We start from the raw sequence: 22,544 nt of genomic DNA on the forward strand, positions 1-22,544 counted from the left end.
CCGCATGGGTTCGGCGATCCGGAGGCGGTGGGTCATGAACTGGATGACGCTGCGGTGCCCGGTCTTGCGGGGTAGGTCACGTTCGGTGGCTTCGGCGACCTGACGGTCACCGGCGAAACTCAGTCGCGCGATGGCACGTTCGGTCTCCGCGGCGACATCGACCAGTTCGGAATCGGTGCACGAGGTCAGATCGACTGTCTGGATCTCATCGATAAGGGCGTGCAGACTGCGAACGAGTTCGGTGGCCCGCGACGGCGGCACGTCTGAAGTGATGGCTTCACTGCTGGACATGCTGCACACCCCCCGTCCGTCCTGCGAACATATGTTCGACGATACGCGCTATTTCGTTGCCGTGCAATGAAAACCGATCATCAGTTACCCGTCGCGGATTGTCGGTACGGCGTGCTAGGACGCGGCGGTCCGTGCCGCAGCGAATCCCGACGGGTACTCCGAAGGGCCGTTCTCCGTGGATGCCGTCGAACTGCTCACCGGCACCAAGGCGTTCCTCGTCGAGCAGGGCAGCATCAAGTACGACTTCGACCTCGAGAGCTGGTTCCAGCGGTCGTCGATTGACAAGAACCCCTGATCGGACGTGCCTCCGGACTCACGCGGCTCCCGCGGACGGGTTAAGGGCCCGGCCGCCTAGATTCCGGTGCCCAGTAGTCGCTCACCGGGGTGGGCGGCTTCCCACGCGGCGATCGCGGCGTCCCACTGGTCGCCGTCCAGGGTGGTGACCGACGCAGGGAACAGGGCGTCCTCCTCCTTGGCGATGTGTCGGTGCAGGGCGAAGACCTCGCGTCGGAATCGGTCCTGGTCTTCCGGGACCGACAGATCCATCGCGTCCAGGAAGGTGCCGAGTTCGCGATGTTCGGCGACGAGCGGGTCGATGTATTCGGCGAAGAGGTCGTGTTCGGAGTCGAGCAACTGGGAGAAGAGACCGTCTTCTTCGCCACGCCAGTGCGACCGGAGCTCGACCGTCAGCCTTCCGGCGAGGTCACGCGCACGATCCACGTCACCCGCATTCAGTGCGCGGACCGCATCGCCGCCGAGGTTCACGGCCCGCTCGTGTTCGGCGGTGTAATCCCGCAGGAGCGGCATGTCCCGGCAATCGCAGTACTGGAACACTCGTTCGCCTCTCTGTCCACGCACCCCTCCGTCCCTCGAACGGTCCGCTCGTTCGGTCCGGTCGTGGGATGTGCGCCCTCCACCCACGTCCCACGGTACGAGGAATGATCGGTTCTGGCGTACGCGTGCGTCGAAGGTGTCTCTCGCCGGTCGGCGGTGGTCGGCGGTGGTCGGGAACGACGAGTACGCGAGACGTCGGCACACCCTCCCCACCCGCACCAGAAACCCGCTGGCCACCGACCCGTATCCTGGACGGGTAAATTCCCGCACCGACCAGGAGAGATCATGCTCGCCCGAATTGACCTGCGCGGTAGCACGCCGACGCTCGCCGAATTGCGTCGCGCGCTGCCCCGCGGGGGTACCGACGTCAATGCCGTACTCGACACGGTGACGCCGGTTGTGCATGCGGTGGCCGAGACCGGCACGCCCGCGGCGCTGGAATTCGGGGAGAAGTTCGACGGTGTGCGGCCCGCCTCGGTGCGGGTCCCCGCCCAGGTCATCGCCAATGCCCTCGCCGGCCTCGACCCCCAGGTCGCCGACGCGCTCCGCGAATCCATCACCCGGGCGCGCAAGGTGCACTCAGACCAGCGGCGCGAGACCACCCGCACCCAGGTCGTCGACGGCGGTGTCGTCAGCGAGAAGTGGATTCCGGTGCGTCGCGTGGGGCTCTACGTCCCCGGCGGCAACGCGGTCTATCCGTCCTCGGTGATCATGAACGTCGTCCCCGCGCAGGAGGCCGGCGTCGGTTCGCTGGTCGTCGCGTCACCTCCGCAGAAGGACTTCGGTGGCTGGCCGCACCCCACCATCCTCGCCGCCTGCGCACTTCTCGGCGTCGACGAGGTGTGGGCGGTCGGCGGTGCACAGGGCGTCGCGCTGCTCGCCTACGGAGGAACCGATACCGATGCCGCCGACGAGCCGGGCGCCGTCCTCGACCCGGTCGACCTGATCACCGGCCCGGGCAACATCTACGTCACCGCCGCCAAGCGGTTGTGCCGCAGCGTGGTCGGCATCGACTCGGAGGCCGGACCCACCGAGATCGCGATCCTCGCCGACGACTCGGCCGACGCGGGCATCCTCGCCTCCGACCTCATCAGCCAGGCCGAACACGACGTCCTCGCCGCCTCGGTGCTCGTCACCGACAGCACCGAGCTCGCCGATGCCGTCGACGCCGCACTCGACCAGCAGGTCGCCGCGACCAAGCACCGTGAGCGCGTCACGACCGCGTTGTCGGGGGAGCAGTCCGGCATCGTCCTCGTCGACGACCTCGAGGCCGGTCTCGCCGTCGTCGACGCCTACGCCGCCGAACACCTCGAGATCCAGACCCGCGACGCCGCCGCGATCGCCGATCGCGTGCACAACGCGGGTGCGATCTTCGTCGGTCCGTATGCCCCGGTCAGTCTCGGCGACTACTGTGCGGGCTCCAATCACGTTCTGCCGACGTCGGGTTCGGCGCGCTTCGCGTCGGGTCTGTCGGTGCAGACCTTCCTCAAGGGTGTCCACGTCATCGACTACGACGAGGCCGCACTGCGTGAGGTCGCCGACAAGGTCGTCACCCTCGCCGATGCCGAGGACCTGCCCGGTCACGGCGATGCGGTCAAGCAGCGCTTCGCGAGGAGCGTGCGCTCGTGACGGCATCGGAGGCGCCTGTCACGAACGTCACGGGAAGCAACGTCCCGGGCTCGGGCATCACCGTCGACGACCTGCCGCTGCGCGAGAACCTGCGCGGTAAGTCCGCCTATGGCGCACCGCAACTCAAGGTGCCGGTGATCCTCAACACCAACGAGAACCCGCACCCACCGTCGCAGGCGCTGATCGACGACGTCGCCGCCTCGGCCCGTGACGCGGCGGCGGAACTGCACCGCTACCCCGACCGCGACGCGATCGCCCTGCGTACCGACCTCGCCGCCTACCTGACCCGAGCCACCGGGGTGCAGCTCGGTGCCGAGAACCTCTGGGCCGCAAACGGTTCCAACGAGATCCTGCTGCAGCTGCTGCAGGCGTTCGGCGGTCCCGGGCGTCGTGCGCTCGGCTTCGTGCCGTCGTACTCGATGCACCCGATCATCTCCGACGGCACCGACACCGCCTGGCTCGTCGCCGCGCGCTCACCCGACTTCGGTCTCGACATCGACTACGCGGTCGCCGAGGTCACCAACCGCGAACCCGACGTGGTCTTCGTGACCTCGCCCAACAACCCGACCGGTGGCTCGATCCCGCTCGCCGATCTGCGGCGCATCGTCGAGGCCGCACCCGGCATCGTGATCGTCGACGAGGCGTACGCCGAGTTCTCGTCCGCACCGAGCGCGACCGAGCTGATCGACGAGTTCCCGACCAAGGTCGTCGTCAGCCGCACCATGTCGAAGGCCTTCGCCTTTGCCGGCGGACGCCTCGGCTACCTCGCCGCAGCACCGGCCGTCGTCGACGCCATCCAGCTCGTCCGCCTGCCGTACCACCTGTCGGTGCTGACCCAGGCTGCCGCACGCGCCGCACTGCGTCACAGCGACGACACCCTCGCCGGTGTCGCCGAGATCATCGCCGAACGCGAACGCGTGGTGACGGCGCTCACCGGCTTCGGCTACCGCGTCGTCGACTCGGACTCGAACTTCGTCCTGTTCGGCGGCTTCCGGGATGCTCCCGCGTCCTGGCAGCGTTACCTCGATGCCGGTGTCCTCATCCGGGACGTCGGGATCGCCGGCCACCTGCGGGTGACCATCGGACTCCCACCCGAGAACGACGCCTTCCTCGACGTCAGCCGCACGCTCGCCACAACAGATCTGGAGAACTCTCAGTGAGCACCCCCGCGCCTCGCATCGCGAAGGTCGAACGGACCACCAAGGAATCCTCGATCTCGGTCGAACTCGATCTCGACGGGACCGGCATCACCGACATCTCCACCGGTATCGCGTTCTACGACCACATGCTGACGGCGTTCGGCCAGCACGGCAGCTTCGACCTCACCGTCAAGGCCGAGGGCGACATCGAGGTCGAGGGACACCACACCATCGAGGACACCGCCATCGTCCTCGGGCAGGCGCTCGGTCAGGCCCTCGGCGACAAGAAGGGCATCCGGCGCTTCGGCGACGCCTGGATCCCGATGGACGAGACCCTCGCGCAGGCCGTCGTCGATGTGTCCGGCCGTCCGTACTGCGTGCACACCGGCGAACCGGACCACCTGCTCACCGCGGTGATCGGCGGATACCCGGGCGTGCCGTACTCGACGATCATCAACCGGCACGTCTTCGAGTCGATCGCCCTCAACGCCCGCATCGCCCTGCACGTGCGGGTGCTCTACGGCCGCGATCAGCACCACATCACCGAGGCCGAGTTCAAGGCCGTTGCGCGTGCCCTGCGCACGGCAACCGAATACGACGCACGCGTGACCGGTGTGCCGTCGACGAAGGGTGCCCTGTGAGCGCGGCCGACGTCACGATCCTCGACTACGGTTCGGGCAACCTGCGCTCGGCGCAGCGAGCGCTCGAGCGTACGGGCGCCCAGGTGACCGTGACCTCTGACTTCAACACCGCCCTCGAGGCGACCGGTCTCGTCGTGCCCGGTGTCGGCGCGTTCGCCGCATGCATGGAAGGTCTGCGCGCGGTGAAGGGCGACCGGATCATCGGTCGGCGCCTCGCCGGCGGACGCCCGGTCCTGGGCATCTGCGTCGGCATGCAGATCCTGTTCGAACGCGGTGTGGAGTTCGGGGTCGAGGCCGAAGGTTGCGGGGAGTGGCCCGGAAGCGTCACCCAGCTGCCGGCTCCGGTCCTGCCGCACATGGGTTGGAACACCGTGGAGGCCCCGGAGGACTCGGTGCTGTTCGCCGGACTCGACGCCGACACCCGCTTCTACTTCGTGCACTCTTACGCCGCACAGAGCTGGGAGATGGACAACGTCGGTTCGCCGCTCGCGGCCCCGAAGCTGACCTGGGCCGAACACGGCGGACGTTTCCTGGCCGCCGTCGAGAACGGACCGCTCTCGGCCACGCAGTTCCATCCGGAGAAGTCCGGCGATGCCGGAGCCCAACTCCTGGAGAACTGGGTGAAGGGTCTCTCATGACCGGCGGCACGCCGGCCGGCGGGAACGCTGCCGACACCCCGTCGGCGGGCGGCGGTTTCTCGATCGCCAAGCTCGCGTTCTACGCTCTCGGCGCCGGTGTGCTGGTTCTGGCGGTGTCCATCCCGATCATCGTCCTGCTGGCGAACTGGTCGCCGGTCGCCGGTCTGATCGCCGCGCTGGCGGCGGTGGTCGCGATGATCGCGGCGATCGGTACGGTGGCAAACCGCATGGTCAACCGCGCGCGGGCCGATCTGATCGCGGCCCGTGACGACCACCCGCCGGCCTGACCCCTCTCCCACGACAGCCAGGACACAACAGTCCGACCCGAGAACAGACAGGAAACTCCACCCATGGGTAGCACCCTCGAACTCCTTCCCGCCGTCGACGTCGCCGACGGGCAGGCGGTCCGCCTGGTCCAGGGCGCGGCCGGCACCGAGACCTCCTACGGCTCGCCGCGCGACGCGGCGCTGGCGTGGCAGAACGACGGTGCGGAGTGGATTCACCTCGTCGATCTCGATGCCGCGTTCGGCCGTGGTGACAACCGTGAGCTCCTTGCCGGTGTGGTCGGCGAACTCGACGTGAAGGTGGAACTGTCGGGCGGCATCCGCGACGACGAGTCGCTCGCCGCGGCGCTGGCCACCGGTTGTACCCGCGTCAACCTCGGTACCGCGGCCCTCGAGAACCCGGAATGGTGCGCCCGCGCGATCGCCGACCACGGAGACCGGATCGCCGTCGGCCTCGACGTCATCCGCGACGGCGAGTCCTACCGGCTGCGTGGCCGCGGCTGGGTCACCGACGGCGGCGACCTGTGGGAGGTCCTCGAGCGCCTCAACCACGACGGTTGCTCGCGCTACGTCGTGACCGACGTGTCCAAGGACGGTACCCTCAAGGGCCCGAACCTCGAACTGCTCGCCGAGGTCGCCGCGGCCACCGACGCACCGATCGTCGCGTCCGGCGGTGTCTCGGCGGTCGACGATCTGATCGCGATCGCCGGTCTCGTCGACCAGGGCGTCGAGGGCGCGATCGTCGGCAAGGCGCTCTACGCCGGCCGCTTCACCCTGCCCGAGGCGCTCACGGCCGTCGCCGGGGTCTGATGAGCGCAGCCCAGAGTTCGCTCGACCTCCCGCGGTTGCTCGACACCGCGGGATCGGTCCTCGACGCCGCCGTGGAGACCTTCGTCGAAGGGCTGGGCGCGCCGAGCGCCGTGCACAAGGGCGGGACGGACTTCGCCACCCAGGTGGACCTCGACCTGGAACGGCAGATCTCCGCCGAACTCGAGGACCGGACGCAGATCCCCGTCCACGGGGAGGAGTTCGGCGGTGCCGACCCGATCGACGGCCCGGTGTGGGTGCTCGACCCGGTCGACGGTACCTTCAACTACTCCGCGGGCATGCCGCTGACCGGCATCCTGCTCGGTCTCGTCGTCGACGGTGAGGCGACGCTCGGTCTGACCTGGCTGCCGCTCCTGGACCGGAAGTACGCGGCCCACGCGGACGGACCACTGATGGTCAACGGTGTGGCCGTGGAATCTCCGCCCGATCTGGCCCTCGACGAGTCGGCGATCGCCTTCGGGCCGTTCAACGCGGCCGGGCGCGGTCGCTATGCGGGAGCCAAGCGGGCCGACCTGCTGCGCGCGCTGAGCTCACGTGTCGCACGGATCCGGATGACCGGCAGCACCGGCGTGGACATGGCGTTCACCGCCTCGGGCGTGTTCGGCGGAGCTGTTGCCTTCGGGCGTCATCCCTGGGACAACGCGGCGGGCGCCGCACTGGTCCGCGCCGCGGGTGGCGTGGCCACCGACCTGGCGGGGGAGCGCTGGACGGTCGCGTCCCCGTCGCTGGTGGCCGGCGCACCCACGGTGCACGCAGGGCTGATGGCGGTGATCGACGAAACGGTCGAGGACTGGTCGGCGTGACCCCGCAGAACCGAGACGTGGCAGCCACCGATGAGGCAGCCACCGATGAGAGAGGTGCGAGAGCATCCATGGAAGCACCACAGGTCAACGAGCTGAAGGAGTCACGACGATGACGCTGGCGACCCGGGTCATCCCGTGCCTCGACGTCGACGACGGTCGAGTGGTCAAGGGCGTCAACTTCGAGAACCTGCGTGACGCCGGAGATCCGGTCGAACTGGCCGAACGCTACGACCGCGAGGGTGCCGACGAACTGACCTTCCTCGACGTCACCGCGTCGAGCTCGGGACGTTCGACGATGATCGACGTCGTCAAACGGACCGCCGACCAGGTGTTCATCCCGCTCACCGTCGGTGGCGGCATCCGCACCGTCGAGGATGTCGACACGATGCTGCGCGCGGGCGCGGACAAGGTCAGCGTCAACACCGCCGCGATCGCACGTCCCGAGGTCCTCGCCGAGATGAGCCGGCGGTTCGGTTCGCAGTGCATCGTCCTGTCGGTCGACGCGCGGACCGTGCCGGAGGGTTCCGAGCCGACGCCATCCGGCTGGGAGGTCACCACACACGGTGGCCGCAAGGGCACCGGTATCGACGCGATCGAGTGGGCTCGGCGCGGTCAGGAACTCGGGGTCGGCGAGATCCTGCTGAACTCGATGGACGCCGACGGCACCAAGCAGGGTTTCGACCTGCGCATGCTGAAGGCGGTGCGCGAGGCCGTGCAGGTTCCGGTCATCGCCAGCGGCGGTGCCGGCCGTGTCGAGGACTTCGCCCCCGCGGTCGAGGCCGGAGCGGACGCGGTGCTGGCCGCCTCGGTGTTCCACTTCGGTGAACTCACCATCCACGAGGTGAAGGCGGCCTTGCGGGACGCCGGGATCACCGTCCGATGACACAGGCAGGAGAACGCTGATGGCACTCGATCCGGAGCTCGCCGCACGTCTCAAGCGCAACGCCGACGGGTTGTTCAGTGCGGTCGCCCAGGAACGCTCGACGGGAGACGTACTGATGGTCGCGTGGATGGACGACGCCGCCCTCGAGCGCACCCTCGCGACGCGCAAGGCGACCTACTATTCGCGCTCGCGCCAGGAGTACTGGGTCAAGGGCGAGACCAGCGGCCACACCCAGTACGTGCACGACGCGCGCCTCGACTGCGACGGCGACACGGTGCTGCTCGTCGTCGACCAGGTCGGCGCGGCCTGCCATACCGGCAACCACAGCTGTTTCGACACCGACTCGCTGCCGTTCGGATCAGAAGCCCGTCCCGTCGATTCCGCACAGTAGATTTCCATCGTGATCACACCCGAAAGGCGGTGACGCTGCATGCCCCTCATCCAGATCTCGCAGACTCCCGGACTCTCCGACCGCGTCAAGCGCGAGACCATCGCGGCGGTGACCGAGGCGTACGCCAAGGCAACCGGCAAGAACCCGGATTCCGTCTGGGTGACGATCACCGAGGTACCGCGCACCCAGTGGGGCGTCGGCGGCGAGCCCCTCGGATGAGCGGCGTGAACTCGGCGGCCGTGGCGCACACGACGTCCCTCACCGAATTCCTCGACCTCGCCCGCGACCATCGCGTGGTGCCGGTGACCCGGAAAGTGCTTGCCGATTCCGAGACACCGCTGTCGGCGTACGGCAAGCTGGCCGGCGACCGTCCCGGCACCTTCCTGCTGGAATCGGCGGAGAACGGCCGCTCCTGGTCGCGCTGGTCCTTCATCGGGGCCGGAGCGCCGTCGGCGCTGACCGTCGTCGACGGTCAGGCGCACTGGTGGGGATCGGTGCCGGTGGGCGCGCCGGAGGGCGGAGACGCGCTCGAGGTGCTGGCCGAGTCGCTGCGCGTCCTGCGGACCGACCCGTTGCCGGGTATGCCGCCGCTGACCGGTGGCTTCGTCGGGTTCATGGCCTATGACATGGTCCGGCGTCTCGAACGCCTCCCGGAGACCACCGTCGACGACCTCGGCCTGCCGGACATGATGATGGTGCTGGCCACCGACCTCGCCGCGGTCGACCATCACGAGGGCACGATCACGCTGATCGCCAACGCGGTGAACTGGGACGGCTCCGACGAGCGTGTCGAGGAGGCCTACGCCGACGCCGTGGCGCGGCTGGACCGGATGACCGAGGCGCTCGCCGCACCGGCGTCCTCGACCGTCTCGACCTTCGACCGGCCCAAGCCGGACTTCACCGCGCAGCGCTCCCTGGAGGAGTACAGCGAGATCGTCACCAGCCTCGTCGGCGAGATCGAGGCGGGCGAGGCCTTCCAGGTCGTCCCCTCGATGCGTTTCGAGATGGACACCGACGCCGATCCGCTGGACGTCTACCGCGTGCTCCGCGCGTCCAACCCCAGCCCGTACATGTACCTGCTGCGGATGCCGGGGACCGAGGCGAACAGCGACACCGCTGCCCCCGATGCGATCGCACGCAAGCCGTTCACGATCGTCGGCAGCAGCCCGGAGGCGCTGGTCACCGTGGCCGACCGGGTCGCGACCACGCACCCCATCGCGGGAACGCGCTGGCGGGGCGCCACCGAGGAAGAGGACCAGCTGCTCGGCAAGGGCCTTCTGGAGGACGAGAAGGAGAACGCCGAACACCTCATGCTCGTCGACCTCGGCCGCAACGATCTCGGTCGCGTCTGCGTCCCGGGCACGGTGAAGGTCAGCGACTACCGCCACATCGAGCGGTACAGCCACGTCATGCACCTGGTGTCGACGGTCTCGGGAACCCTCCGAACGGACAAGCACGCGCTCGACGCGGTCACCGCCTGCTTCCCGGCCGGAACCCTCACCGGAGCGCCCAAGGTGCGCGCGATGGAACTGATCGACGAACACGAGAAGACACGACGCGGCCTGTACGGCGGCATCGTCGGCTACCTCGACTTCGCCGGCAACGCCGACACCGCCATCGCCATCCGCACCGCGCTCCTCGCACGCGGGCACGCCTACGTGCAGGCCGGTGGCGGCGTGGTCGCCGACAGCGAACCCGAATACGAGTACAACGAGGCACGCAACAAGGCCACCGCGGTGCTCAATGCCGTCGCCGCCGCGTCGACGATGAGCAGGGTCGGGGAGACACCTGGAGGGGAGACGTCGTGACCTCAGCCGAACAGCCGGCCGACGGCGCCGCGCCGAAGTCCCGGCCGAAGTCGTCGCGCCGTCCGCAGATCATCGCCGCGATCCTGATGGCGGCCACCGCCGCCGCGTTCTGGGGTGCGAGCCGGCTGACGTGGGCGACGGTCTCGGCCGAGGACGGCCTCTCTCCCCAGCGCGCGTTCGACGTCAAGGGATCGGACTGGAGCCCCTGGCTGACGCCGCTCGCCCTGGTCTATCTCGCCGGTATCGCCGCGGTGCTGTCCGTGCGGGGCTGGGGCCTGCGCCTCGTCGCACTACTGGTCGCTGCCGGCGGTGTGCTGGCCGCGTTCCCGGCGATCTCACTCATCACCGGCGGCACCGACTCCGAGTACGCCGCCGACGCGGGCGACATCCCGGACCGGTACATCGTGCTCTACACCGACACCAAGTGGCCGCCTGCCGCGCTGGTGCTGCTCGGCACGGTGTGCGCGGTCGCCGCCGCCGTTGTGCTGCTCCGGGTGGCCAAGGGTGCGAGGATGTCGTCCAAGTACAAGACTCCAGCCGCCCGGCGGGAGGAGCTCGAGACCGAGATCTTCGCCGATTACGAGCGAAGGAAGAAGGCGGCCGCGGCGGACGCCACGACCGGGGACACCCCGGCCACGGGCGAGGTCGAGACCGGCGGGAAGGGCGGCCGGTCCGGCGACGATCCCGACGCGAACGAGCGCATGATGTGGGACGCGCTCGACACCGGGATCGACCCGACAGAGTCGTCCGATCCGGACGAGCGCTGACCCCTCCGGGCTAGCAACGACCCGAACCGGAGTTCTCCGTGAGACGCACCCGACAGGCCGAGATATGCGTACTGAGACATGCGTAACAGTCGAGGACCGTTGCAGGTTTGTGGAGATTCGGCCAACCCGACGACAGGCCGCCGAGACGATCGGTCTACCCTGAGACCACACGACGAGCGGAAGGGAGCGGAGTCGCTGTGAGCATGCCCAACGTTCTCGAGTCGATCATCGAGGGAGTCAAAGCCGACGTCGCCGCACGTGAAGCGGTGGTCGACTTCGCTGCTGTCAAGGCCGCCTCGGCGAAGGCTCCCGCTCCCCGGGATGTCATGGCGGCGCTCCGCCAGCCCGGCATCGGTGTGATCGCCGAGGTCAAGCGCGCCAGTCCGTCGAAGGGGGAGCTCGCCTCGATCGGCGATCCCGCCGAGCTCGCCAAGGCCTACGAACAGGGCGGCGCCCGCATCATCAGCGTCCTGACCGAGGAGCGCCGCTTCCACGGATCACTCGCCGACCTCGACGCCGTTCGTGCAGCGGTCGACATCCCGGTCCTGCGCAAGGACTTCATCGTCGGGCCGTATCAGATCCACGAGGCCCGCGCCCACGGCGCCGACGTCATCCTGCTCATCGTGGCGGCCCTCGAACAGAACGTCCTCGCCTCGTTGCTCGACCGCACCGAGAGCCTGGGCATGACCGCCCTCGTGGAGGTCCACACCGAGGAAGAAGCCGACCGTGCCCTCGAGGCCGGCGCGTCGGTCGTCGGCGTGAACGCCCGAAACCTGAAGACCCTGCAGGTCGAGCGGGACACCTTCTCGCGGATCGCCCCCGGCCTGCCGACCGAGATCATCCGCATCGCGGAGTCCGGCGTACGTGGAACCGCCGACCTGCTGGCCTATGCCGGAGCGGGCGCCGACGCCGTCCTGGTGGGTGAGGGACTCGTGACAAGTGGTGACCCCCGCGCCGCCGTGCGTGAGCTGGTCACCGCGGGTACCCATCCGTCGTGCCCGAAACCAGTTCGCTGACATACGCCTTCGGGCCGTGTTCGGTCCATGTCGTCGTCGGCCCGATCGACTGTGAGATGTAGTGACCGCCCATCCTGATTCGGCCCATCCTGATTCTTCCGCGAGCACGGTGCTTCCGCCGGCCAGCACCGGACTGACCACGCGTACGTCGATCGAACCCGACGAGGGCGGCCACTTCGGCGTCTACGGCGGACGGCATGTGCCGGAAGCGTTGATGGCCGTCATCGACGAGGTCACCACAACCTTCTACAAGATCCGCTCCGACGACGACTTCCTCGCCGAACTCGACCGTCTGCAGCGTGATTACGCCGGACGCCCGTCGCCGCTGTACGAAGCGAAGCGTCTCGCCGAGTATGCGGGGGGAGCGCGGATCTTCCTCAAACGCGAGGACCTCAACCACACCGGCTCGCACAAGATCAACAACGTTCTGGGACAAGCGCTTCTGGCTCAGCGGATGGGCAAGAACCGCGTCATCGCGGAGACCGGTGCCGGTCAGCACGGTGTCGCCACCGCCACCGTGTGTGCGCTGCTGGGTCTCGAGTGCGTGATCTACATGGGTCGCGTCGACACCGACCGTCAGGCGCTGAACGTCGCTCGGATGCGCCTGCTCGGCGCCGAGGTCATCGCCGTCGACAACGGTTCGGCAACCCTCAAGGACGCGATCAACGAGGCGATGCGCGATTGGGTCACCAACGCGCACAACACGTATTACTGCTTCGGCACCGCCGCGGGACCTCATCCGTTCCCGGTCATGGTCCGTGACCTCCAGCGCGTCGTCGGTCTCGAGGCTCGCGCCCAGATCCTGGACAAGGCCGGACGCCTGCCCGACGCGGTGACCGCGTGTGTCGGTGGTGGTTCCAACGCGATCGGGATATTCCACCCCTTCATCGACGACAAGGACGTTCGCCTCGTCGGTTTCGAGGCTGCCGGTGAGGGTGTCGAATCCGGCCGTCACGCAGCGACTTTCACCGGCGGGACGCCGGGGGCGTTCCAGGGCGCGTACTCATACCTGTTGCAGGACGAGGACGGTCAGACGATCGAATCCCACTCGATCTCCGCCGGTCTCGACTACCCGGGCGTCGGCCCCGAGCACGCCTATCTCAAGGACACCGGCCGGGCCGAGTACCGTCCGATCACCGACACCGAGGCGATGGACGCACTGGCGCTGTTGAGCCGTCGGGAAGGGATCATCCCGGCCATCGAGTCGGCCCACGCGGTCGCCGGTTCGCTCAAGCTGGGCAAGGAACTCGGCGAGGGCTCGATCATCGTCGTCAGCCTCTCCGGACGCGGCGACAAGGACGTCGACACCGCGGCGCGCTGGTTCGGTCTCTTCGACCCCCCGCCGTCACAGGACGAGGCGAAGGCCACCAGCGGGCAACCGGGAGAGCAGGCATGAGCGCAGACACGATCCCGTCGAAAACCGGACCGGTGTTCGCCAAGTGCCGCGCGGAGAACCGCGCTGCCCTGATCGGCTACCTCCCGGTGGGTTATCCGACCGTCGACGATTCGCTGACGTCCTTCCGCACGATGGTCGACGCCGGTTGCGACATCATCGAGGTCGGCGTGCCCTACTCCGATCCGGTGATGGACGGTCCGACGATCCAGGAAGCCGCCGATCTCGCCCTCACCAACGGCGTCCGCGTCCATGACGTCTTCAGGGCAGTCGAGGCGATCACCGCGGCGGGCGGCAACGCGGTCGTGATGACCTACTGGAATCCGGTGCTGCAGTACGGCGTCGACAAGTTCGCACGCGATCTCGCCAACGCCGGCGGCGCCGGTCTCATCACGCCGAACCTGATCCCCGAGGAAGGGGCCGCATGGCACGCGGCCTCCGACGAGCACGGGCTCGACCGCATCTATCTGGTCGCGCCGTCGTCGACCACCGAACGCATCGCATACACCGTCGACGCATCCCGCGGATTCGTGTACGCCGCATCCACCATGGGCGTCACCGGTGCGCGTGACGCGGTGTCGGACATGGCTCCCGAGCTGTGTGCCCGCGTCCGCGAGTACTCCGACATCCCCATCGGCGTCGGCCTCGGTGTCCGCAACCGCGAACAGGCCGCCCAGATCGCGTCCTATGCCGACGGCGTCATCGTCGGGTCGGCACTCGTGACCGCGGCCAAGGCCGGCCAGGACCGACTCGCGTCGCTCACCGCAGAACTCGCCGAGGGCGTGCGGTCGCGACACGCCGCCGTCTGACGCCTGCCCTGCTGTGCGAGTCGTTCGCCGCCGTCTCCTGCGTGTCCTGCTGGTCGAGTGAGGCCGGGGCGGCGGTATCGAGGCCAGGCGCGCCACCCGGCATCCGGACCGGACGGGCGTGAGTGGCTCGGTCGGATAGGGTTGCACCGTGAACGCGCCGACCTCGACGATGCTCGCCTACATCCCCAGTCCGCCCCAGGGCGTGTGGGATCTCGGACCGTTCCCGCTGCGCGCCTACGCGCTGTGCATCATCGCGGGGATCATCGTCGCGGTCTGGTGGGGCAATCGCCGTTGGATCGCCCGCGGGGGACAGGAAGGCGAGGTCCTCGACGTCGCGATCTGGGCGGTGCCGTTCGGTCTCCTCGGCGGTCGTCTCTACCACCTGATCACCGACTGGAAGACCTACTTCGGGGCCGACGCCCCCAAAGAACCGATCGACGCCCTGCGAATCTGGGACGGCGGTCTCGGAATCTGGGGTGCGGTTGCCCTCGGTGCGGTCGGAGCGTGGATCGGCGCCCGACGCCGCGGCATCCGGTTGCCCGCCTTCGGCGATGCGATCGCCCCGCCGATCCTGTTGGCGCAGGCCATCGGCCGGCTCGGCAATTACTTCAACCAGGAGTTGTACGGCCGCGAGACGACGCTGCCCTGGGGTCTCAAGATCTATGAGCGCGTCAACGAGGCCGGTTACTCCGACGCGGGCCTGATCGACGGCAAGTCCAACGGCGTCGTCGTCGCCATCGTCCAGCCGACGTTCCTCTACGAACTCCTGTGGAACGTGCTGATCGTGGTGTTGCTGGTGGTCATCGACCGCAAGTTCCGCATCGGTCACGGTCGCCTGTTCGCGCTCTACATCGCGGGCTACTGCCTCGGCCGGTTCTTCATCGAGATGCTGCGCGACGACCGTGCCGCCGTCGCCAACGACATCGCCGGGATCCGCCCGAACCTCTTCACGGCCGCCCTCGTGTTCTTGTGCGCCATCGTCTACTTCGTGGTCGCGCCCAAGGGACGTGAACAAGGGTTGGAGATGTACCACCCCGAACGTGCCGCCGAACTCGAGGAGCAGGGCGTCGCCGGATACGTCGACGACTGGTACGACGAAGATCTCGAGGACCTGGACGGCAAGAAGGTCGAGCCGGCAGCAGGCTCTACCACCCTGGACGTCCTCGACGACGAGATCGCCGAGGAGGCAAAGGAGGCCGAGGCGGCGGAGGACGCGGAGACGACCGAGACCACCGGGAGTGCCGAACCGGCGGCGGCCGAGGTAGAGACAGCACAGGACGGCGAATCCGACGATGAGGCGGCCGAGGACGTCGAGCCGAGCGCGGTGGACGCCGCACAGGCCGACACCGAGACCGCGGACGGCGACGACACCGAGGCTGCCGAATCGGCGGTCGACGAATCGGCGGTCGAGGAATCCGCGCTCGCGGACACCGACGCTGAGTCCGCCGACGTGCAGCCAACCGGCGACACGGCGCCTCGCACAGCTGAGCCGGACACACCTGCGTCGGACACAGTTGATTCGGAGGCGGACGGGTCTGACGCGGAAGAGTCGGGCACCGTCGAGTCACACACCGCCGAATCCGACACGGTCGAGTCGGACGCAGGGGAGTCCGACGCACCCGAGTCGGAGACTGAGGCGGCCGACGCCGAGGTCGCCGACTCCGAGGTCACCGACTCCGAGGTCACCGACTCCGAGACCACGGGGTCCGGGGTCACGGAATCCGAGGTGGGCGGCGTCGCCGAATCCGAGGACGCAGCAAGCGACGTCGCCGAAAATGACGTGACGTCGTCTGCCGCCGAAACCGGTGACGCAGGGTCTGCTGCCCCAGATGAAGCCGACGTGGAAGCGACCGACGCAGACCGACCAGATGCCGGGGAGACCGACTCCACGAGCAGTTTCCGCCGGCGGGTCGCCTCCAGATTCGGTCGTCGTCGCCGCCCCTGAAATAGACCCCGGGAAAGCGCCCTCCCGAGAGCAGCCGACGACATATTGTCGTCGGCGCCTCTGTCGAGGGTGGTTTTCCGGGGCGGATTCCGGTCGTGAGGATCACAGACCTCGAGCACCGGCGTGCCCCGTGGTGTTCGGATACGATCGAATCTCACGACGCGCGATCTCCGACCGCCCGGCACCGACCACCACGACCCTCGGGGGTCGCGACGGTTTCGAATCAGCCCGGTACCGATCTCGGCACGGTCACTCGCTCGCCGCGCAATTCTCCTCGGGCCAGTGCTGTCCCAGTGGACACTCAGCAGCGATCCGTTTCCGGATCGAGTGGAGGTAGTGATGCTGTTTTCTGCGCTCCCGGCCAAGCAGGGCCTGTATGACCCGGAGGCCGAGGTCGACTCGTGTGGCGTCGCGATGGTCACCGACATCCACGGCCGGCGTTCGCATTCGATCGTCGCCGACGGTCTTCTGGCACTGGAGAACCTCGAGCATCGCGGGGCCGCCGGAGCCGAGACCAACAGCGGTGACGGCGCCGGCATCCTGATCCAGCTGCCCGACGAATTGCTGCGTGCCACCACCGACTTCGAGCTTCCCGCGCCGGCCGCCGACGGCTCCCACACCTACGCGGCGGGCACGTGCTTCCTGCCGATGGACCCGGACCTGCGACAGCGGGCGATCGCACGCGTCGAGGCGCTCGCCGCCGACGAAGGAATCACGGTCCTCGGCTGGCGTGATGTGCCCGTCGACCACGAGCACGCCGACATCGGCGGGACCGCCGTCGCGTGCATGCCGTACATGATGCAGCTGTTGGTCACCGTCGATCCCGAACCGGGTGCCGAACGCATCGGTGGCGTGGCCCTCGACCGCTTCATCTACCCGTTCCGCAAGCAGGCCGAGCGGGTCACGCCGGAGGTCGAGGAGGCGGGTACTGGCCTGTACTTCCCGTCGCTGTCGAGCCGCACCATGGTCTACAAGGGCATGCTCACCACGATGCAGTTGCCGCTGTACTACGCGGATCTGCGCGACGACCGGTGCCAGAGCGCCATCGCGATCGTCCATTCGCGGTTCTCGACGAACACGTTCCCGTCGTGGCCCCTCGCGCATCCGTTCCGGTTCGTCGCGCACAACGGCGAGATCAACACGGTGCGCGGCAACCGTAATCGCATGCGCGCCCGGGAGGCCCTGCTCGAGACCGATCTCATCCCCGGCGACCTCAAGCGTGCCTTCCCGATCTGCACCCCCGAGGCCTCGGACTCGGCCTCGCTCGACGAGGTGCTCGAACTGCTGCATCTCGGCGGTCGCAGCGTGCCCCACGCGGTCATGATGATGGTCCCCGAAGCGTGGGAGAACGTCCCCGACATGGATCCCAAGCGCCGCGCGTTCCTGCAGTTCAACGCGTCGCTGATGGAGGCCTGGGACGGGCCGGCGTGCGTGACCTTCACCGACGGCACCGTCGTCGGCGCGGTCCTCGACCGCAACGGCCTGCGCCCCGGGCGGTGGTGGCAGACCCGCGACGGCCGGATCATCCTCGCCTCCGAGGCGGGTGTCCTCGACGTCCCGGTCGACGATGTCATCAGCAAGGGGCGCCTCGAGCCGGGCCGCATGTTCCTCGTCGACACGGCCCAGGGGCGGATCATCCCGGACGAGGAGATCAAGGGCGAGCTGATGAACGCCGAGGCGTACGACGAGTGGTTGCACGCCGGGCTCGTGGACATCGCCACGCTGCCCGAACGCCCGGTCTTCCAGCCCAACCACGACACCGTCGTCCGCCGGCAGCTGTCCTTCGGATACACCGAAGAGGACCTGCGGGTGCTGCTCACGCCGATGGCGGCGTCGGGGTACGAACCGCTCGGCTCGATGGGCACCGACACCCCGGTCGCGGTCCTGTCACAGCGCTCGCGGCTGCTCTACGACTACTTCGTCGAACTGTTCGCGCAGGTCACCAACCCGCCGCTGGACGCGATCCGCGAAGAGATCGTCACCTCGATGGGCCGCGTGATGGGTCCTGAGCAGAACCTGCTGAATCCCAGCGCCGCGTCGTGCCGCCAGATCATGCTGCACTGGCCGGTCCTCGACAACGCCGACCTCGCCAAACTGGTCCACATCAACGACGACGGCGATCATCCGGGGTCGTCGGCCAAGCTGCTCCGTGCGCTGTACGAGGTGGCCGAGGGCGGAGCCGGTCTCGCGGCCGCGCTGGAGGATCTGCGTCAGCGGGCGAGCCAGGCGATCGCCGAGGGACACACCACCCTCGTCATCTCGGATCGGCTCACCGACTCCGACCACGCGCCGATCCCGTCGCTGTTGGCCACCTCGGCCGTCCACCACCATCTGGTGCGCACCAAGGAGCGAACCCGTGTCGCACTGGTCGTCGAATCCGGCGACGCCCGCGAGGTCCACCACATCGCGACGCTCATCGGTTTCGGGGCGGCCGCGGTCAACCCGTACCTGGCGATCGAGACGATCGAGGACCTCATCGCCGAGGGTGAACTGACCGGCGTCACCCGGTCGAAGGCGATCCGCAACTACCTCGAGGCGCTCGGCAAGGGTGTGCTGAAGGTGATGAGCAAGATGGGTATCTCCACGATCAGCTCCTACACCGCCGCACAGGCTTTCGAGGCCGTGGGCCTGTCGTCGGAGGTGGTGCGCGAGTACTTCACCCGCACGGTGTCGCGCATCGAAGGCGTGGGACTCGACGAACTGGCCGAGGAGGTGCGCATACGTCACCACCGCGCCTTCCCGGAGAATCCCACCGAACAGGTCTATCGCCGTCTCGACTCCGGCGGTGAGTACCAGTACCGCCGGGACGGCGAACTGCACCTGTTCACCCCGGAAACCGTCTTCCTGCTGCAGCACGCCACCAAGACCGGGCGGGCCGAGATCTTCCAGAAGTACTCCGACGAGGTCGACCGGCTGTCCCGCGAAGGCGGCACGCTCCGCGGTCTCTTCGAATTCGATCTCGATGCGCGCGAACCGATCCCGCTCGAGGAGGTGGAACCGGTCGAGGAGATCCTGAAGCGCTTCAACACCGGTGCCATGAGCTACGGCTCGATCTCTGCCGAGGCCCACGAGACCATCGCGATGGCGATGAACAAGATCGGCGGTCGCTCGAACTCGGGCGAGGGCGGCGAGGACGTCGACCGTCTCTACGACCCGGAACGCCGCAGCGCCGTCAAGCAGGTCGCGTCCGGGCGGTTCGGTGTCACCAGCGACTACCTGATCAACGCGACCGACATCCAGATCAAGATGGCCCAGGGGGCGAAACCCGGTGAGGGCGGCCAGCTTCCGGCGTACAAGGTGTACCCGTGGATCGCCAAGACCAGGCATTCGACGCCGGGCGTCGCGTTGATCTCGCCACCGCCGCACCACGACATCTACTCGATCGAGGACCTCGCCCAGCTGATCCACGATCTGAAGAACGCCAACTCCGAGGCGCGCATCCACGTCAAGCTGGTCAGCGCGGTGGGCGTGGGGACGGTCGCGACGGGCGTGTCGAAAGCGCATGCCGACGTCGTGCTGATCTCCGGACACGACGGCGGTACCGGTGCGTCGCCGCTGACCTCGCTCAAGCATGCCGGCACCCCGTGGGAGATCGGACTCGCCGACGCCCAGCAGACGTTGATGCTCAACGGACTTCGCGACCGGATCACCGTCCAGTGTGACGGTGCGCTGCGTACCGGCCGGGACGTCATCATGGCGGCGTTGCTCGGCGCCGAGGAGTACGGCTTCTCGACCGCGCCACTGATCGTGGCCGGGTGCATCATGATGCGCGTCTGTCATCTCGACACGTGCCCCGTGGGTGTCGCCACCCAGAACCCGCAGCTGCGGTCGCGGTTCACCGGCCAGGTCGACCACCTGGTCAACTTCTTCCGCTTCATCGCCGAGGACGTGCGGAAGTATCTGGCGCAGCTGGGGTACCGGACCCTCGACGAGGCCATCGGGCAGTCGCAGCGTCTGCACACCGACGCCGCGGTCGCGCACTGGAAGTCGAAGGGACTCGATCTGTCCCCGATCTTCCGCAAGGTGGAGGACAAGGGTCCGAGCCGTCGGGTGCGGGAGCAGTACCACGCACTCGACCGTGCACTGGACCAGACGCTCATCCAGCTCGCCGAGGGTGCGCTGGAGGACGCCCATCCGGTCACGCTCGAACTGCCGGTGCGCAACGTCAACCGGACCGTGGGCACCCTGCTCGGGGCCGAGGTCACGCGACGCTACGGCGCCGAGGGCCTGGCCGAGGACACGATCGTGGTGAAGCTGGAGGGTTCGGCCGGCCAGTCGCTGGGCGCGTTCCTGCCGCCCGGGGTGACGATCAAGCTCACCGGTGACACCAACGACTACGTCGGGAAGGGGCTGTGCGGCGGCAAGATCGTCGTCGCCCCGCATCCCGACTCGTGGTTCGTGGCCGAGGACCAGGTCATCGCCGGCAACACCATCCTCTACGGCGCGACCTCGGGTGAGGTGTACTTGAGAGGCCGCGTGGGCGAACGTTTCTCGGTTCGTAACTCGGGGGCGACCGCGGTGGTCGAGGGTGCCGGTGACCATGCGTGCGAGTACATGACCGGCGGGCGCGTGGTGATCCTCGGACCGACGGGACGCAACCTGGCGGCGGGGATGTCGGGTGGTATCGCCTACGTGCACGACCTCGACCGGACCAAGGTGAACATGGCGATGGTCAAACTCATGCGCCCGGACCCCGACGATCTGGCATGGCTCAAGGAGACAGTCGCCAGACACACCGACCTGACGGGTTCGGCGATCGGCGCCTCGATCCTCGCGGACTGGCCCCGCCGCTGCCTGGCGTTCACGAAGGTGATGCCCACCGATTACAAGCGCGTGCTCGACGCGGCCAGGATGGCCGAGGCCGAGGGACGCGACGTCGATTCAGCGATCATGGAGGCGGCACGTGGCTGATCCGCGCGGGTTCCTGGAAGTCCCGAAGAAAGAAGCGAAGTACCGTCCGGTCGCCGAGCGCGTCCAGGACTGGGACGATGTCTACGTCCACGCCGACAACCCGGTGAAGGTGCTCGAGGAGGTCAGTACCCAGGCGCGCCGCTGCATGGACTGCGGTATCCCGTTCTGCCACTCCGGTTCCGCGGGTTGCCCGCTGGGCAACCTGATCCCGGAGTGGAACGATCTCGTCCGACGCGGCCGCTGGGACGCGGCGAGCAGCCGGCTCCACGCCACCAACAACTTTCCCGAGTTCACCGGGATGGTGTGCCCGGCGCCGTGCGAGGCCGCCTGTGTCCTGTCGATCTCCGAGTCCGCGACCGGCGGCAGCGTCACCATCAAACGCATCGAGAAGACCATCGCCTACGAGTCGTGGGCGGAGGGCGTCATCGGACCCGAACCGCCGGCGTCCAAGACCGGGAAGTCGGTGGGGGTGGTCGGTTCCGGTCCGGCCGGACTCGCCGCGGCGCAACAGCTCACGCGTGCCGGGCACGACGTGACCGTCTACGAGCGCGACGACCGGCTCGGCGGCCTGCTGCGCTACGGCATCCCCGAGTACAAGCTGCAGAAGTCCGACATCGATCGTCGTATCGCCCAGATGCGCGCGGAGGGAACGGAGTTCGTCACCAGCTGCGACGTCGGCACCGATCTGTCCGTCGGCGACCTGCAGGCGCGACACGACGCCGTCGTCCTGGCCATCGGCGCGATGCAGGCCCGCGACAACCCGGTGCCCGGTCGCGAGCTCAACGGGGTCCACCTGGCAATGGAACATCTCGTGCCCGCCAACCGGGAGTGCGAGGGCGACGGCCCGTCGCCGATCGCCGCCGCCGGCAAGCATGTCGTCATCATCGGCGGCGGCGACACCGGCGCGGACTGCCTGGGCACCGCCCACCGGCAGGGCGCGGCCTCGGTGGTCCAACTCGACTACAACCCCGAACTCCCCGACGAACGCGACGACACGCGCTCGCCGTGGCCGACCTGGCCGCTGGTCATGCGGACCTCCAGTGCGCACGCCGAGGGCGGTGAACGCAGGTACCAGGTGGCCGTGCAGCGTTTCCTCGGCGACGAGGAGGGCAACGTCACCACCATGGTCCTCGCAGAGGTCGAGGTACGACGAGACGCCGACGGTCGACGCGAGATCAGACCGGTCGGGGAGGAGTTCGAGATCCCCTGTGAGCTGGCGCTTTTCGCGATCGGCTTCGCCGGTGTGGAGCGCGGCGAACTGCTGTCGGGGCTGGCGATCGAACCCAACAAGAGGGGCGCCATCTCGTGCGGAAGTGATTGGCAGACAGACGCTCCCGGCGTTTTCGTGTGTGGGGACGCGCATCGCGGTGCATCGCTGGTGGTGTGGGCGATCGCCGAGGGCCGGTCGGCGGCGCGGGCGGTGGACGAGTACCTCGTCGGTGAATCCGACCTACCCTCTCCGGTCCGGCCCGCGGCCCTGCCGCTCTCCGTGCGCTGAGGAGCGGAGCCAACGGAGCATCGCGGTCGCCGACCG

19 protein-coding genes and 1 pseudogene are annotated in these 22,544 nt (G+C 68.4%); 18 read left to right on the plus strand and 2 right to left on the minus strand.

The window, feature by feature from the left end; all coding sequences use genetic code 11:
• Nucleotides 1-291, minus strand: a pseudogene (locus GOAMI_RS17005) (HNH endonuclease); the annotation flags it as partial.
• A 351-nt stretch (nucleotides 292-642) separates the two neighbouring features.
• Nucleotides 643-1,098, minus strand: coding sequence for a hemerythrin domain-containing protein (locus GOAMI_RS17010; RefSeq protein WP_040004941.1), 456 nt, complete (start codon nucleotides 1,096-1,098; stop codon nucleotides 643-645).
• 312 nt (nucleotides 1,099-1,410) lie between these two features.
• Between GOAMI_RS17010 and hisD the strand changes: the two genes are divergently transcribed.
• The 18 genes from hisD (at nucleotide 1,411) to GOAMI_RS17100 (ending at nucleotide 22,508) form a co-directional block, all read left to right on the plus strand.
• Nucleotides 1,411-2,754 carry a histidinol dehydrogenase gene (hisD, locus tag GOAMI_RS17015; protein WP_006437800.1) on the plus strand — a complete coding sequence of 448 codons (1,344 nt, stop codon included), beginning with the start codon at nucleotides 1,411-1,413 and terminating at the stop codon, nucleotides 2,752-2,754.
• On the plus strand, nucleotides 2,751-3,914 hold the full coding sequence (locus GOAMI_RS17020; RefSeq protein ID WP_006437801.1) for a histidinol-phosphate transaminase: 1,164 nt from the start codon (nucleotides 2,751-2,753) through the stop codon (nucleotides 3,912-3,914). Before hisD ends, GOAMI_RS17020 begins: the two co-directional genes overlap by 4 nt.
• Entirely contained in the window at nucleotides 3,911-4,534 is a 624-nt protein-coding gene (gene hisB, locus GOAMI_RS17025) for an imidazoleglycerol-phosphate dehydratase HisB (RefSeq protein WP_006437802.1), read from the plus strand. The genes GOAMI_RS17020 and hisB overlap by 4 nt, the downstream gene beginning before the upstream one ends.
• The gene (gene hisH / locus GOAMI_RS17030) at nucleotides 4,531-5,172 is read left to right on the plus strand and encodes an imidazole glycerol phosphate synthase subunit HisH (protein ID WP_006437803.1); all 642 of its coding nucleotides are present in this window, start codon (nucleotides 4,531-4,533) and stop codon (nucleotides 5,170-5,172) included. The genes hisB and hisH overlap by 4 nt, the downstream gene beginning before the upstream one ends.
• Nucleotides 5,169-5,459: a hypothetical protein gene (locus GOAMI_RS17035; protein ID WP_006437804.1), complete on the plus strand. Its 291-nt coding sequence runs from the start codon at nucleotides 5,169-5,171 to the stop codon at nucleotides 5,457-5,459. Before hisH ends, GOAMI_RS17035 begins: the two co-directional genes overlap by 4 nt.
• Nucleotides 5,460-5,522: 63 nt before the next feature.
• A complete protein-coding gene (priA, locus tag GOAMI_RS17040; RefSeq protein ID WP_006437805.1) occupies nucleotides 5,523-6,266 on the plus strand; it encodes a bifunctional 1-(5-phosphoribosyl)-5-((5-phosphoribosylamino)methylideneamino)imidazole-4-carboxamide isomerase/phosphoribosylanthranilate isomerase PriA in 744 nt (247 codons plus the stop codon).
• Complete coding sequence (locus GOAMI_RS17045; RefSeq protein ID WP_006437806.1) at nucleotides 6,266-7,087, plus strand: inositol monophosphatase family protein; 822 nt, start codon at nucleotides 6,266-6,268, stop codon at nucleotides 7,085-7,087. The genes priA and GOAMI_RS17045 overlap by 1 nt, the downstream gene beginning before the upstream one ends.
• Before the next feature lie 109 nt (nucleotides 7,088-7,196).
• Complete coding sequence (gene hisF / locus GOAMI_RS17050; protein WP_006437807.1) at nucleotides 7,197-7,970, plus strand: imidazole glycerol phosphate synthase subunit HisF; 774 nt, start codon at nucleotides 7,197-7,199, stop codon at nucleotides 7,968-7,970.
• A 19-nt stretch (nucleotides 7,971-7,989) separates the two neighbouring features.
• Entirely contained in the window at nucleotides 7,990-8,361 is a 372-nt protein-coding gene (hisI, locus tag GOAMI_RS17055; RefSeq protein ID WP_006437808.1) for a phosphoribosyl-AMP cyclohydrolase, read from the plus strand.
• A gap of 39 nt (nucleotides 8,362-8,400) precedes the next feature.
• Nucleotides 8,401-8,580 (plus strand): tautomerase family protein, encoded by a 180-nt coding sequence (locus GOAMI_RS17060; protein WP_005196179.1) that lies wholly within the window; start codon nucleotides 8,401-8,403, stop codon nucleotides 8,578-8,580.
• Nucleotides 8,577-10,169, plus strand: a complete 1,593-nt coding sequence (locus GOAMI_RS17065) for an anthranilate synthase component I (protein ID WP_006437809.1) — start codon at nucleotides 8,577-8,579, stop codon at nucleotides 10,167-10,169. The genes GOAMI_RS17060 and GOAMI_RS17065 overlap by 4 nt, the downstream gene beginning before the upstream one ends.
• Nucleotides 10,166-10,936: a TIGR02234 family membrane protein gene (locus tag GOAMI_RS17070; RefSeq protein WP_006437810.1), complete on the plus strand. Its 771-nt coding sequence runs from the start codon at nucleotides 10,166-10,168 to the stop codon at nucleotides 10,934-10,936. The genes GOAMI_RS17065 and GOAMI_RS17070 overlap by 4 nt, the downstream gene beginning before the upstream one ends.
• Nucleotides 10,937-11,133: 197 nt before the next feature.
• On the plus strand, nucleotides 11,134-11,952 hold the full coding sequence (gene trpC, locus GOAMI_RS17075; protein WP_024498859.1) for an indole-3-glycerol phosphate synthase TrpC: 819 nt from the start codon (nucleotides 11,134-11,136) through the stop codon (nucleotides 11,950-11,952).
• 61 nt (nucleotides 11,953-12,013) lie between these two features.
• Nucleotides 12,014-13,348, plus strand: a complete 1,335-nt coding sequence (gene trpB / locus GOAMI_RS17080; protein WP_006437812.1) for a tryptophan synthase subunit beta — start codon at nucleotides 12,014-12,016, stop codon at nucleotides 13,346-13,348.
• Nucleotides 13,345-14,154 (plus strand): tryptophan synthase subunit alpha, encoded by an 810-nt coding sequence (gene trpA / locus GOAMI_RS17085; RefSeq protein WP_006437813.1) that lies wholly within the window; start codon nucleotides 13,345-13,347, stop codon nucleotides 14,152-14,154. Before trpB ends, trpA begins: the two co-directional genes overlap by 4 nt.
• 169 nt (nucleotides 14,155-14,323) lie before the next feature.
• Entirely contained in the window at nucleotides 14,324-16,099 is a 1,776-nt protein-coding gene (gene lgt, locus GOAMI_RS17090) for a prolipoprotein diacylglyceryl transferase (protein WP_210737919.1), read from the plus strand.
• A gap of 339 nt (nucleotides 16,100-16,438) precedes the next feature.
• The gene (gltB, locus tag GOAMI_RS17095) at nucleotides 16,439-21,010 is read left to right on the plus strand and encodes a glutamate synthase large subunit (RefSeq protein WP_006437815.1); all 4,572 of its coding nucleotides are present in this window, start codon (nucleotides 16,439-16,441) and stop codon (nucleotides 21,008-21,010) included.
• Nucleotides 21,003-22,508, plus strand: a complete 1,506-nt coding sequence (locus tag GOAMI_RS17100) for a glutamate synthase subunit beta (RefSeq protein ID WP_006437816.1) — start codon at nucleotides 21,003-21,005, stop codon at nucleotides 22,506-22,508. The genes gltB and GOAMI_RS17100 overlap by 8 nt, the downstream gene beginning before the upstream one ends.
• The last annotated feature ends 36 nt before the right edge of the window (nucleotides 22,509-22,544 follow it).

It is taken from the genome of Gordonia amicalis NBRC 100051 = JCM 11271 (genome assembly GCF_000332995.1).
GTDB classification, from domain to species: Bacteria; Actinomycetota; Actinomycetes; order Mycobacteriales; family Mycobacteriaceae; genus Gordonia; species Gordonia amicalis.

What these genes read in the sequence shown, in the direction of transcription:
- GOAMI_RS17010 (WP_040004941.1), bottom strand. Translation starts at nt 1,098, where the DNA reads ATGCCGCTCCTGCGGGATTACACCGCCGAACACGAGCGGGCCGTGAAC.
- hisD (WP_006437800.1), top strand. Translation starts at nt 1,411, where the DNA reads ATGCTCGCCCGAATTGACCTGCGCGGTAGCACGCCGACGCTCGCCGAA.
- GOAMI_RS17035 (WP_006437804.1), top strand. Translation starts at nt 5,169, where the DNA reads ATGACCGGCGGCACGCCGGCCGGCGGGAACGCTGCCGACACCCCGTCG.
- priA (WP_006437805.1), top strand. Translation starts at nt 5,523, where the DNA reads ATGGGTAGCACCCTCGAACTCCTTCCCGCCGTCGACGTCGCCGACGGG.
- GOAMI_RS17045 (WP_006437806.1), top strand. Translation starts at nt 6,266, where the DNA reads ATGAGCGCAGCCCAGAGTTCGCTCGACCTCCCGCGGTTGCTCGACACC.
- hisF (WP_006437807.1), top strand. Translation starts at nt 7,197, where the DNA reads ATGACGCTGGCGACCCGGGTCATCCCGTGCCTCGACGTCGACGACGGT.
- hisI (WP_006437808.1), top strand. Translation starts at nt 7,990, where the DNA reads ATGGCACTCGATCCGGAGCTCGCCGCACGTCTCAAGCGCAACGCCGAC.
- GOAMI_RS17060 (WP_005196179.1), top strand. Translation starts at nt 8,401, where the DNA reads ATGCCCCTCATCCAGATCTCGCAGACTCCCGGACTCTCCGACCGCGTC.
- GOAMI_RS17065 (WP_006437809.1), top strand. Translation starts at nt 8,577, where the DNA reads ATGAGCGGCGTGAACTCGGCGGCCGTGGCGCACACGACGTCCCTCACC.
- trpA (WP_006437813.1), top strand. Translation starts at nt 13,345, where the DNA reads ATGAGCGCAGACACGATCCCGTCGAAAACCGGACCGGTGTTCGCCAAG.
- lgt (WP_210737919.1), top strand. Translation starts at nt 14,324, where the DNA reads ATGCTCGCCTACATCCCCAGTCCGCCCCAGGGCGTGTGGGATCTCGGA.
- gltB (WP_006437815.1), top strand. Translation starts at nt 16,439, where the DNA reads ATGCTGTTTTCTGCGCTCCCGGCCAAGCAGGGCCTGTATGACCCGGAG.